Here is a 13,108-nt window from a genome sequence, read left to right as displayed (position 1 = left end):
TTGTGTTAATGTATCAGGTCATGTTATTCCTACATATTATCGGGGCTTTGGCGCTCGGCTTTTATTTGGTTTTGCCGTTTGTGCTGGGTACGCTGGGCAAATTGTCGCTCGCCGGGCAGGAAGGCACCGTATCGGCCGTAAGAACGTTGAACCGATTTGCGCAATTTGGCCTGATTCTTCAGCTTTTGACGGGCGGGTATTTGATCGGTCAGGGCGACTATTCGGTGCCTTGGATGATCGTCATCGTCTTATTGTTCCTGGCCATCGGCGCGCTTAGCGGGATTATGGGCAAGCCGCTGCGTCTCGCGCTTGAGGGTATTCGCCAGAACAAACCGATTACGGCCGAAGAAGGCAAACTGCGCACATTAAGCGCGGTGTTGGCCGTAGCCGTGCTCGTCATTTCGTTTTTTATGGTGTTCAGCACCATTATCTAAATCCGCAAACAAAGACCTGCCGGAACTACCCGGCAGGTCTTTGTTTGCTAAATAGCGGTCTTATGAAGGATCTTTCGTTTCCTTCTGCAATTCATCCAGATGGGTGAACATCAGCTTCAAGATATCCAGCGCGAGCTGTTTCTCTTTTGAGGTGCGGCCAGCCATGATTTGCTGAATTTGATCCATAAAATGGTCATCGCTGATTTCCAGCGAATCATGGAGCAAATAATCGACGGTAACTCCCAATTGGTTAGCAAGCTTCACGAGCGTTTCCAAAGATAAACTGCGTTCGCCTCGTTCAATCTGTCCTATGTATGCGTCCGAAACCTCGATTTTTTCGGCGAGTTTCTCCTGGGTCAAGTGCATTTTATGCCGTTCCTGGCGCAGCCTTTTCCCTAATGCCTCGTAGTCCATAAAACCCCTCCTGTATTTACCATAGTGAGAACTAAAGGGAAAGATAATAAACTAAGTGTTTTGTTTGGGTTTACTGAAAGTATGAATTGGGTTATTATGGAATCATAGTCTTTACTGATTTACAATAATTTATAAATAATACCCATTTTTAAGGAGCTTATATGATGTCTAGCGAATCAAAGACCGTATCGATTATTATTACCGTAAAAAACAACGGAGTCGATCTCTACACGACGATGGAGTCGCTTAAGGTGTCGCGCACCTCGCTTCCATATGAAGTAATCATCGTCGATGAAGGCTCGGTGGATGGATGTTGCGATTTTTTGCTGGGTTACCGCTTTGAGAAACCGTTCAAACGCCTGAAGGGCATGGCCGGGGTGTCGGCTCGAAATCTCGGCGCCGCGCATGCCGCCGGAGATTACCTGATCTTTTGCGGGGCACATCTGTATTACGATGACGGGTGGATGGAGGCGCTGCTTGACCCGCTCTTTAAGGGAGAAGCCGATTGCTGTTCGCCTTCCTTTGTTATGCATGAGCGTTCCGTGTCGCCCAAGACGGAAATCGTTTCGGGATGGCTTAAATCCATCCGAAGTTATCCGGCCGTTGCGGAAGATAAGATGGACTTGCCGTGGTTGTCCTGGGAATGTTTTGCCATCCGGAAGGACCGGTTTCAGGAGATAGGCGGGATGGAGGACGGATTTGCCGGCAAAGAGCTGGAAACCGCGGAATTTTCGTTTAGAATGTGGCTGCTGGGAGGGACCTGCCGTTATGTTCCGGAGGTGTCCCTCGTTCAGGTTTTTCGGCAAAATTTTCCTTACGATCATAGCGGGGAACGCTGGGGACGGGATCTGATGATGCTGGCCTGTTTGCATTTCTCGGAACCCCAAATCTCGTTTTGCCGGCAGTTGGTAGAAGAGGTTTTTGGCCGCGAAGGCGGGGACGAGCGGGAGCTGCGGGAGTTGCGGGAGTTGACGGAGGAAAGAAGGCGGAAGTATGCGCTTCGCCGGCAGCACGACGAAACGTGGTTTCTCAAACGCTTTGGCATTGTGTTTTAACAAAGGGGGAAGGGCATAAGCTCGCCGGTACGGGTCTATCCTATAAGTGCGCGAACAACCTCTATGAGGAATAGTCGACAACACGGCAAAGGAGAGTGCCAGGATGGACCTTGGACAGAGCAAGCAAACGATGCCTCCCCAGCATCAAAATCAGCAGCCCGGCGTCGAAGCGGACATGTATCCCCGCCCGGTATATGAAGGAACGTACAAAGCGGCCGGCAAGCTGAAAGGCAAGGTGGCGCTGATCACCGGCGGCGACAGCGGCATCGGACGGGCGGTTGCGGTGGCTTACGCCAAAGAGGGAGCCGGCGTGGCGATCGTCTATTTGAACGAGCACGGCGATGCGGAGGCGACGAAAAAAGAGATCGAGCAGGAAGGAAGCAAATGCCTGCTGATTTCCGGGGATATCGGCGACGAATCTTTCGCAAGGGAAGCGGTCAAGCGGGCGGTGGACGGGCTCGGCGGCCTTGATATTCTGATCAACAACGCGGCGGAGCAGCACCCGCAGCAGGATATTTCAGGAATTACGGCCGAGCAGCTGGAGAGGACGTTCCGCACGAATATTTTTTCGATGTTTTATTTGACCAAAGCGGCCTTGCCCCATTTGAAAAAAGGCAGCGCCATTATCAATACGGCATCGGTGACCGCTTATAAAGGAAACCCGCAGCTGCTGGATTATTCGGCGACCAAAGGCGCGATCGTCAGCTTTACGCGCTCATTGTCGATGAACCTGGCCGGCAGCAAGGGGATACGGGTCAACGCCGTCGCTCCCGGACCAATCTGGACGCCGCTCATTCCGTCCACCTTTGACGCGAAGCAGGTGGCGGAATTCGGCGGGACGACGCCGATGCAGCGCCCGGGCCAGCCGGAGGAGGTCGCGCCGGCCTACGTCTTCCTCGGCTCGGAGGATTCCTCTTACATGAGCGGCCAGGTCCTGCACGTCAACGGTGGCGAAATTGTGGGCGGATAGTGATCATAGCATATCCCCTGCCTCTCCGGCTTATCGAGAGGCGGGGATTTTTTTGTGCAGTGATAAACCTCTCTTTTTCGGAGTTTATTTTGGACAGAAATCGTCATCTTAAAGTAGTTCTTATGTTATTATAAACTTGTTGAAGAAGATATGATTTGCGATGCAATTTTCAATTTAATAAAGAAAAAGCTTGCCGGGCTTTTTCGGGCTTATGTGCTTATCAAGAAGACGAGAGAGGGGATTCTTGGACCATGCGACAGTTTGAAGAAAGCGTATACCAATTAATCGTGGAGACCTCCACCAATTTGCCGGGGGACGTGCGGCGGGCGATCAACCTTGGCCGCTCCATGGAAAACCGGGCCACGCGGGCCGGACTGGCGATGTCGACCATCTCCCGCAACATTAAAATGGCGGAGGAGCAGGTGTCGCCGATCTGCCAGGATACCGGAATGCCGACTTTCATCATCCATACTCCGGTCGGGGCAAACCAGATTGAAATGAAGCGGGCCATCAAAAGCGCGGTACAGCGGGCCACCAAGGAAGGCAAGCTGCGCTCGAACTCCGTGGATTCGCTGACCGGAGCGAACAGCGGCGACAATTTGGGGCCGGGCACGCCGGTCATTCATTTTGAACAGTGGGAAAACGACTTTATCGATATGCGCCTGATTCTGAAAGGCGGCGGCTGCGAGAACAAAAATATTCAATACAGCCTTCCCGCCGAACTGGAAGGCCTGGGCCGCGCGGGCCGCGATCTGGACGGGATCCGCAAGTGCATTTTGCACGCGGTGTACCAGGCTCAAGGCCAGGGATGCAGCGCGGGCTTCATCGGCGTCGGCATCGGCGGCGACCGGACGACGGGCTACGAGCTGGCTAAACGGCAGCTGTTCCGCACCGTTGACGACGTCAACCCGAATCCGGACCTGGATCGTTTGGAACAATATATTATGGAGACGGCCAATCAATTGGGCATCGGCACAATGGGCTTCGGCGGCGAAGTTACCCTGCTGGGCTGCAAAGTGGGGGCCGAGAACCGGCTGCCGGCCAGCTTTTTCGTGTCGGTAGCTTACAACTGCTGGGCTTTCCGCCGGCAAGGGGTGGCGATCGACGCGGCCACCGGCGCGATCAGCGATTGGTTGTACGAGCGCGGCAGCGGTGTTTCCGTCGAGGAACCGGCGGAGCAAGGAGCCGAAGATATTGCCGCAGCAGGGATTGCCGCCGGCGCCGAGGCGTCCGCGCCCGCGGGGCAAAGCCGGGAAATCGTGCTGCAGACGCCGGTCACCGAGGAGCAGATCCGGCAGCTTCGCGTGGGCGACGTGGTAGTGTTCAAAGGCGAACTGCACACCGGCCGCGACGCTTTGCACAAATATTTGATGGATCACGATGCCCCGGTGGATTTGAACGGCGCGGTGATTTACCACTGCGGGCCGGTCATGCTGAAGGACGAGGCGGGCTGGCATGTCAAGGCGGCGGGACCGACGACCAGCATCCGGGAGGAGCCGTATCAGGGCGATGTCATGAAGAAGTTCGGCATCCGCGCGGTGATCGGCAAAGGCGGAATGGGCCCCAAGACGCTTGCCGCTTTGCGGGAGCACGGCGGGGTATACTTGAACGCCATCGGCGGGGCCGCCCAATATTATGCGGAGTGCATCAAGAAGGTGAACGGCGTCGATTTTATGGAATTCGGCGTACCGGAAGCGATGTGGCATCTTGAGGTTGACGGGTTTGCCGCGATCGTCACGATGGATTCCCATGGAGACAGCCTGCATGAAGGAGTGGAAAAGGACTCGCTCGCGAAGTTGTCCGCATTCAAAGAGCCGGTTTTTAAATAAGATGAAGACGTTCAGAACCAAGCTTTCCCTCATTTTGATGGGCCTGGTCGGCATCTCGATGCTGGCTGCCGGCCTGACGATGGCCCAGCTGTTTAAAAATTCCCATATCCGTGCCCTGGAGGAAAACATGGAGCGGGAAATCAGCCTGCTGGAGGACACGTTCCGGTTTGTCCCGGTCCAGGGCAACGCAAGCGCGGAAGCCTATTACACGGAACAGGCCAAAGCCCTGAAAAAAATGACCGATTCCCGGGTCACCTTCATTACCCTGGACGGAAAGGTGGTCGGCGATTCGGAAATGGATCCGGAGGGAATGGATAATCACGCCCATCGGAAGGAAATCGAGTCAGCGGAGGGTGGGAGTGCAGGCAGCGCGATCCGCTATAGCCATACGGTCGGCGAAAATATGCTTTACGTCGCCCGCCGCGTCACCTCCGCGGACGGATTTGACGGATACATCCGCCTGTCGATGAGCCTGGGCGCCGTGGAAAAGGGACTCACCCAAGGATGGCTGCTGATGGCCGGCGGGCTGCTGATTTTATTCCTCGTTGCCGGCTTCGTCAGCTACCGGATCGCCGCGGGAATGACCCGTCCTCTGGAGCAAATCACGCGCGTCGCGCATCGCATCTCCAAGCTGGACTACAACGCCCGGGTCAAGCTTGCCCGCCGGGACGAAATCGGCCAGCTGGGCGAGGCGATCAACGGGATGGCGGACAGCCTGCAGCAGCAGCTCAAGCGGATTCATGACAACGAAGATTTGCTGCAAAGCGTGCTGGCCAACATGACCGGCGGCATCGTGATGGTCGACGCTTCGGGCGCTATCGCCCTGATCAACCGGGAGGCGGAGCGTATCCTGCACGTCAAGGGCTATCAGCTCCTGGGAAGACCGTACCGCGACATCAAACGCAACTATGAATTTACGAAGTTCGTCGAGGAAGGGATTTCCCGCCAGGAAAATGTCCAGGAGGAACGCAACGTTTACGATCCCGAGGAAAAAATATTGCTGTTCGACAGCGTGCCGATGTTCGAGGATAACGGGAAATACCGGGGGATGCTGTTTCTGCTCCGGGATGTGACCGACATCCGCCGGCTGGAAAGAATGCGCAGCGAATTCGTGGCCAATGTGTCCCACGAGTTAAAAACGCCGATCGCCGCGGTCAAAGGCTTTGCCGAAACACTGCTCGCCGGAGGCGTCAAAGACGAGGAGACGGCCCGTTCGTTCCTGCAGATCATTTACGATGAAGGGGACAGGCTGAACCGTCTGATCGGCGACATTCTCGACCTGTCCAAAATCGAATCCAAGCTCGTGCCGCTCGAATACGCTCCCGTAAATCTGAAGGAATTGTTCGACAGCATCTACGAGGTGCTGCTGCCCGCGGCCAAAAAGAAGTCGATTGCCATGGCCCACGACATTCCCGACCACCTGTTTATGGAAGGGGATGAAGACCGGCTGCGGCAAATTTTCATGAACCTGCTGTCCAATGCGATCAGTTACACGCAGGAAGGCGGCAGAGTCCGCGTCGATGTCGCAATTTTGGGCGAAGGCGGGGAAGACGAGAAGGTTCGCATCGTCGTCAGCGATACGGGGATCGGCATCCCGAAAAAAGATCTGCCGCGCATTTTCGAGCGTTTTTACCGGGTGGACAAAGCGCGGTCCCGCAGTTCCGGAGGAACCGGTTTGGGGCTGTCCATCGTGAAGCATCTCGTCGATCTGCACCACGGCACGATCAGCGTGGAAAGCAAAGTCGGCGAAGGCTCCTCATTCATAGTCGAGCTCCCGTTCATGCATACTTTGGATGAGGGTTAGTACAAGTTGAACCGATTTTACCCATTTTTATATTTTTTACACCGCGTTAACATTCCCGTGATATGCTGGGCTTGTCATCATCACATGTAGAGATGAGGGGGTTCTATGACGCAACGTCTATTGGTTATCGAAGATGAACCGACGTTATCCAGGCTGCTGTCTTACAATCTTACCAACGAAGGCTATGAGGTTGTCGTGGAAGATCATGGGCAGACCGGATACGAGACGGCGCTCAAACAGAAGTTTGACCTGATATTGCTGGATTTGATGCTTCCGGGCATGAACGGGTTTGAAATCATGTCCAAGCTGAGAAGCGAAGGCGTGACGACTCCGGTAATTATTCTAACCGCCAAAAATACGGAGGAAGAAGTGGTGCAGGGCCTCAAATCGGGCGCTGACGATTATATTACCAAGCCTTTTGGCGTTGCCGAACTGTTGGCCCGGGTGGCGGCGGTCCTCCGCAGAGCGAACGGCCAGGAGGAGCGGGAATCCGCGGTGCCGGACAACTCCCAGATTTCGCTGGGGGCATTGACCATTTTCCCCGAGAAATACGAGGTTACTTTAAACGGGGAAGCCATTACGCTAAGGCCGAAGGAATTTGAGGTACTGCTGTATCTGGCGCGCAAACCGGGGGTCGTGATGACCCGCGACGATCTGATGAACGCGGTCTGGGGCTTCGATTACATCGGAGGTCAACGTACGGTGGACGTTCATGTCAGTTCGCTGCGCAAAAAGCTGGAGCTCGATCCCCAATCGGTGCATATCGATTCCATTCGCGGCGTCGGATATAAGCTGGTCGTAAACAAGAAAAAAACGCCCATCACTTAAGCAAGATGATGGACGTTTTTTTACATACGGTCAAAATGCCGCAAACATTAAGGAAACAGTTTCCGGTTATGCTGTTTTAATGAATACGCACCAATCTGAGGGGAGTTGTTCGTGTGGGAGCACAGACGGTAGCGGAATTGGAACGTCCGGAGCCGGTTCAAACCATAGCCGGGGAACCGGGGACGGAGGTGGCGGTTGCGCCTGAGCGGGAGGAAGCCGAGGTGGATGTGCGCATGTACTGCCGAAGCGTGCCGGTCATCGGGCGGGAGGAGTCCTGCCGCAGCGTGCTGCGGCGGTTCCAGCGCGAATCCGATCTTTCATGCATCGTCCTTTGTGATGAAAGTAACAAACCGCTGGGGATTTTGATGCGGGACCGGTTTTACCGCTTTTTGGCCGGGCGTTTTGCGGCCGATTTGTTCTACGATCGTCCGGCGTCCGTTTTTGCCGACGAGCATCCGCTCGTATGCGATTTGCTGACTCCGGCCAGCGATGTGGTGGATGCGGCGTTAAACCGGGAGGACGCCCATTTTTACGACAGTTTGATTATTAGCGAAAACGGGCGTTTTTACGGCATTCTGACGGTGCAGGATCTCATGCGGATGTCGCGCGATCTGCAGCGGGAAGCGGACCAAATCCGGGGAGAAGTCGTTCGCGAAAGCCGTTCGCTGATCAAAGATATCGAACGTTCGGTTCGGCAGGTGTCCGAATCGGCCGGACGCAGCTTGCGGGAGTCGGAACTGATGAGCGGGCAAGCCGAAACGGGCCGGGCCGAACTCGAAGAAGTGAAGGCCTCCTTCGACAGAGTGCTGGTGACGTCCCGCAGCCAGGCCGCGCAAATGGCGGAGCTGCTTGAACGGACGCAGCAAATTTCGTCGATCACCGCCAGCATTCAGGAGCTGGCTAATCTGAGCGGGATCCTGGCGCTTAACGCTTCGATCGAAGCGGCGCACGCCGGAGAACATGGACGCGGTTTTGCCGTCGTTGCAAGCGAAATCCGCAAGCTCGCCCTGCAGACGCAAAAATTGTCGGGGGATATCGGGGAAACGCTGGATATCGTCAACCGTCATGTGCAGCAAGCGGCTGCGACGTCCGGCCTGACGGCCGCGGAGATGGAAGCCGGCCATAGGCGGGTGGGCAAAGCGGATGCAACGTTCGAAGCCTTGGTCCGGTCGGTCCGGTCGGTGGAGGCCAGGGAGCGGGAGATGCGCGATGCCGCGGATGTCGCTGCGCGAAGAACGGAAACCGTGCTGCGGGAGCTGGACCAATTTACGAACGCGTAAACATATTTTACATTGCGTTTACATTTTGATTCATTTTCTTTTACATAAGGAAGCTAAAATAGATAAGTATTTGATCATAATAGAACTATACATGCAATTGATATAAGCCAAGGCTGCTTCTAGCACGGACTTTCGTTTTGACGCGGGTGCGTGCTTCGAGTTTATAAGTGTGCGCTATTTTAACTAAGGAGATCTGACATGGAAACCGCGATCCGGATTCAGCATTTAAACTTATACTATGAGCAATTTCATGCGTTAAAGGACGTTTCTTTGGATATCCCCGAGAGAACGATTACCGCCTTCATCGGACCGTCCGGCTGCGGCAAATCGACGCTGCTGCGCACGTTGAACCGGATGAACGACATGATTCCCGGCACGCGGATCGAAGGTTCCGTGGAAATCGCGGGGGACGACATCTACGGCGATGAGGTGGAAGTGGAGGAGCTGCGAAAACGGGTGGGGATGGTGTTTCAACAGCCCAATCCGTTCCCGAAATCGATTTACGATAACGTGGCTTACGGTCCTCGCCTGCACGGGATCAAAAACAAAGCCGCCCTCGACGAAATTGTGGAGCAAAGCCTGCGCCAGGCCGTTCTTTGGGACGAGGTGAAGGATTTCCTCAAGCGCTCGGCGCTCAGCCTGTCGGGCGGGCAGCAGCAGCGGCTTTGCATTGCGCGGGCAATCGCGGTGCAGCCTGACATTCTGCTGATGGATGAAGCGACTTCGGCGCTGGACCCGATTTCCACTTTGAAAATCGAAGAGTTGGTCCAGCAGCTCAAAGACAGGTATACGATCGTGATGGTCACGCATAACATGCACCAGGCGGCGCGAATTTCCGGCCGGACTGTCTTTTTCCTGAACGGGGAAATCGTAGAGGCCGACGATACGCAGAAGCTGTTTTCCACCCCGCAGGATTCGCGCACAGAAGATTATATTTCCGGTCGTTTCGGATAACAAGGAGGCTGCTGCTGAATGATTCAAAGAAAAGAATTCGATCAGAACCTGGAGGAACTACGGCAATTGCTCGGGCAGATGGGCGAGCATGTCGAACAAGGGCTTGCGGGAGCTATCGAAGCCCTGCGGACCATGGATTCGCAGAAAGCCAAACAAATCGTCGAGCGCGATATCGAGCTGAACCAGATGGAAGAGCAGGTGATGGAAATCGGCTCACGGCTGATTGTGACGCAGCAGCCGGTGGCCAAGGACCTGCGGCGGATTATCGTCGCGTTCAGAATTTCCAGCGATCTTGAACGGATGGGCGATTTGGCCGTCGATATCGCGAAGGTGACGATGCGCCTGGAAGGCCAGAAGCTGATCAAACCGCTGATCGATATCCCGAAAATGTCGGACCTGGTCATCCTGATGCTGCGGGAGTCGCTGCAGTCTTACTTGGACGAAAATACGGATCTGGCCTATAAGATGGCCAAGGACGACGACGAGGTCGACCATCTGTACAGCCAGATGATCCAGGAGCTGTATACGTTTATGATCGAAAATCCGGATTCCCTGCAGCAGGCGATGCTGCTTACCTTGGTCGGACGGTATATCGAGCGGATCGCCGACCATGCCACGAACATCGGCGAAAGCGCGGTGTATCTCGTCACCGGACACCGCCCGGACCTGAATCAGTAAGATTGTGCCAAAAACACGTTATATACCGGTTGATCAACCGGCAGTTGCTTGCATAAGATGCAGGCCGCTGCCGGTTTTATCGTTTTTGCGCTATTTGCGGGGCATCGCGGTGTTAACCGGGGGCGCGCTGTGTTATCATAGGTAACAGGAACAAAACACTCGGGACGAGGTGTCGTATGGATAAATTGATCCTTATAGATGGCAACAGCATTATTTACCGGGCATTTTTTGCGATGCCGCCGCTGACGAACTCCGGCGGGCTGCATACGAATGCCGTTTACGGTTTTACCAATATGCTGCTCCGGCTCATTCAGGAGGAGCAGCCGACCCATATACTTGTGGCGTTTGACGCGGGCAAAACGACGTTTCGCCACGAAGGCTACCAGGAGTATAAAGGCGGGCGCGACAAGACGCCTCCGGAGCTGTCGGAACAGTTCCCGCTGATGCGGGATCTGCTGGAAAGCTTCGGCATCTCCTGGTTTGAACTCCCCGGGTACGAAGCCGACGACATTATCGGCACGATCAGCAAGCAGGCCGAGGATTCGGGCCGCGAAGTGCTTGTCGTCACCGGCGACAAGGACATGCTGCAGGTGGTCACGGACCGGGTCAAGGTGGCGCTAACGCGCAAGGGCGTTAGCGAAGTGGAGCCTTACGGGCCGAAGGAAATCGAGGAGCGCTACGGGCTTAAGCCGCTGCAGATCATCGACTTGAAGGGGCTGATGGGCGATGCGTCCGACAATATCCCGGGCGTGCCGGGCATCGGGGAGAAGACGGCGCTGAAGCTGCTGCATCAATTCGGCTCCGTGGAGGAAGTCTTGGCCCATACCGATGAGCTCAAGGGCAAAATGAAGGAAAATCTCGTGAACCATGCCGAGGATGCGCGGCTGAGCAAGCAGTTGGCGACGATTTTCCGCGAGGTGCCGGTAGAGCGGTCCTGGGAGGATATGAAGTTCTCCGGCATCGAAGAGGACAAAGCGGTGCCGATGCTGCGCAAGCTGGAATTCAAATCTTTGCTGGAGCGCTTGTCCTTTACCGCGGGAGCGGGCGGGAACGCCGCGGCGGATGGGGAGGCGGCGCAGGCGGCGGAGGACGTCAGCGTGACGATGGTGGACGTGGACACCTTGCCGGAAGTATCCGCGCAGCTTGCGGAAGTCGAAGGGATCATCATCGAATCTTACGGGGATAATCCGCACCATGCTACGCTGATGGGACTGCTGCTGTCGACGCCGAAGCGGCATTTCTTCCTGCCCTTTGAATTGTTGAAGCGGGAGGAAGCGGCGGACGTGCTGTCCTGGCTGGCGGACGAAAACGTGCCTAAACGGGGGTACGATTTGCACCGCGCCGACCTCGCCTTGTTTTGGCAGGGGATCGCTTTTGCCGGGGCCGAACATGACGTCCAGCTTGCCGCTTACTTGCTCGATCCGACGGAAAACGACCAGACGATCAGCGGGCTGGCCGCAAAATACGGGCTTCCGCACATGCCTGCGGATGAAGACGTATACGGCAAAGGCGCGAAATTCAAGGTGCCCGATCCCGAGACGCTCGGCCGGCATTTGGCCCGCAAAGGGGACGCCCTGCTGCGCATCGTTCCGCTCCAGCGCGCCGATCTGGAGAAATACGAGATGCACGGGCTGTTCTACGACCTGGAGATGCCGCTGTCGCGGATTCTCGCCGATATGGAGAAGCAGGGCGTAGCCGTCAACCGGGAAGACCTGAAAGAGCTCGGAGTTGAGTTCGAAGCGCAGATCAACAAGCTGGTGGCGCAAATTTATGAAATCGCCGGGCAGGAATTCAACCTGAATTCACCTAAACAATTAGGAGAAATTCTGTTCGATAAACTGGGGCTGCCGGTCATCAAAAAGACCAAAACAGGTTATTCCACCGACGCGGAGGTGCTGGAGAAGCTGGCGCCGTATCACGAGATCGTTCAGTTTATTCTGGAATACCGCCAGCTGGCCAAGCTGCAGTCCACCTATGTGGAAGGGTTGCTGAAGGAAATCATGCCGCGGACGGGCAAGGTGCACACGTATTTCCGGCAGACGGTCGCCGCCACCGGGCGCTTAAGCAGCCAATATCCGAACCTGCAAAATATTCCGATCCGCCTGGAGGAAGGCCGCAAAATCCGCAAAGTGTTCGTTCCTTCGGAGGAAGGGTGGTTTATTCTCGCCGCCGACTACTCCCAGATCGAGCTTCGCGTCCTGGCCCATATTTCCGGCGACAAGGGACTGCAGGAGGCCTTCCTGCACGATATGGACATCCACACGAAGACGGCGATGGACGTCTTTGGCGTCGGGCCGGACGAGGTGGACGCGAATATGCGCCGTTCGGCGAAGGCGGTCAACTTCGGCATCGTGTACGGGATCAGCGACTACGGATTATCCCAGAACCTGAACATTACGCGGAAGGAAGCGGCTCGCTTTATCGAGCAATATTTTGACGCGTTCCAGGGCGTCCGCCGGTATATGGACGACATCGTCAAAGACGCCAAACGCGACGGTTACGTTAAAACTTTGCTGGAACGGCGGCGTTATTTGCCGGAAATCAACGCGTCGAACTTCAATTTGCGTTCGTTCGCCGAACGCACCGCGATGAATACGCCAATCCAGGGAACGGCGGCGGATATCATCAAACTGGCGATGGTGAAAATGGACAAAGCTCTGTACGAGCACGGCCTGAAGAGCCGGATGCTGCTGCAGGTGCATGACGAATTGGTATTCGAAGTCCCTCCGGAGGAGCTGGACATCATGAAGAAGCTCGTGCCGGAAACGATGGAGAACGCGATCAAGCTGTCCGTGCCGCTGAAGGCGGAGGTTAGCAGCGGGGTCAACTGGTACGAAGCGAAGTAAAACGAGTTAAGAGGTG

Annotated in this window: 11 protein-coding genes; 10 read left to right on the top strand and 1 reads right to left on the bottom strand. The window is 55.6% G+C overall.

What is annotated here, in order from left to right:
* The first annotated feature begins 8 nt into the window (after positions 1–8).
* On the top strand, positions 9–434 hold the full coding sequence (locus tag DYE26_RS12740) for a hypothetical protein (RefSeq protein ID WP_036624383.1): 426 nt from the start codon (positions 9–11) through the stop codon (positions 432–434).
* Between the two features lie 60 nt (positions 435–494).
* Here DYE26_RS12740 and DYE26_RS12735 read toward each other — a convergent pair whose 3' ends face one another.
* Positions 495–848, bottom strand: coding sequence for a helix-turn-helix domain-containing protein (locus DYE26_RS12735; RefSeq protein ID WP_036624381.1), 354 nt, complete (start codon positions 846–848; stop codon positions 495–497).
* Between the two features lie 164 nt (positions 849–1,012).
* Here DYE26_RS12735 and DYE26_RS12730 point away from each other — a divergent pair, with 164 nt between their 5' ends.
* The 9 genes from DYE26_RS12730 (at position 1,013) to polA (ending at position 13,092) form a co-directional block, all read left to right on the top strand.
* Entirely contained in the window at positions 1,013–1,903 is an 891-nt protein-coding gene (locus tag DYE26_RS12730; RefSeq protein WP_036624380.1) for a glycosyltransferase family 2 protein, read from the top strand.
* Between the two features lie 103 nt (positions 1,904–2,006).
* Entirely contained in the window at positions 2,007–2,873 is an 867-nt protein-coding gene (locus DYE26_RS12725; protein ID WP_036624377.1) for an SDR family oxidoreductase, read from the top strand.
* A gap of 251 nt (positions 2,874–3,124) precedes the next feature.
* Complete coding sequence (locus DYE26_RS12720; protein ID WP_036624376.1) at positions 3,125–4,702, top strand: fumarate hydratase; 1,578 nt, start codon at positions 3,125–3,127, stop codon at positions 4,700–4,702.
* A gap of 1 nt (position 4,703) precedes the next feature.
* Entirely contained in the window at positions 4,704–6,506 is a 1,803-nt protein-coding gene (gene pnpS, locus DYE26_RS12715; protein ID WP_036624374.1) for a two-component system histidine kinase PnpS, read from the top strand.
* A 105-nt stretch (positions 6,507–6,611) separates the two neighbouring features.
* Positions 6,612–7,334, top strand: a complete 723-nt coding sequence (locus DYE26_RS12710) for a response regulator transcription factor (protein WP_036624373.1) — start codon at positions 6,612–6,614, stop codon at positions 7,332–7,334.
* Between the two features lie 113 nt (positions 7,335–7,447).
* Positions 7,448–8,614, top strand: a complete 1,167-nt coding sequence (locus DYE26_RS12705; protein WP_036624371.1) for a methyl-accepting chemotaxis protein — start codon at positions 7,448–7,450, stop codon at positions 8,612–8,614.
* A gap of 198 nt (positions 8,615–8,812) precedes the next feature.
* On the top strand, positions 8,813–9,568 hold the full coding sequence (pstB, locus tag DYE26_RS12700; protein WP_036624370.1) for a phosphate ABC transporter ATP-binding protein PstB: 756 nt from the start codon (positions 8,813–8,815) through the stop codon (positions 9,566–9,568).
* Between the two features lie 18 nt (positions 9,569–9,586).
* Positions 9,587–10,246, top strand: a complete 660-nt coding sequence (gene phoU / locus DYE26_RS12695) for a phosphate signaling complex protein PhoU (protein ID WP_036624369.1) — start codon at positions 9,587–9,589, stop codon at positions 10,244–10,246.
* A 176-nt stretch (positions 10,247–10,422) separates the two neighbouring features.
* On the top strand, positions 10,423–13,092 hold the full coding sequence (gene polA, locus DYE26_RS12690) for a DNA polymerase I (protein WP_036624367.1): 2,670 nt from the start codon (positions 10,423–10,425) through the stop codon (positions 13,090–13,092).
* The last annotated feature ends 16 nt before the right edge of the window (positions 13,093–13,108 follow it).

This window comes from Paenibacillus macerans (assembly GCF_900454495.1).
Lineage (GTDB): Bacteria > Bacillota > Bacilli > Paenibacillales > Paenibacillaceae > Fontibacillus > Fontibacillus macerans.
The sequence above is the reverse complement of the archived record's forward strand: the minus strand, read 5'-3'. Positions and strand labels throughout refer to the sequence as shown.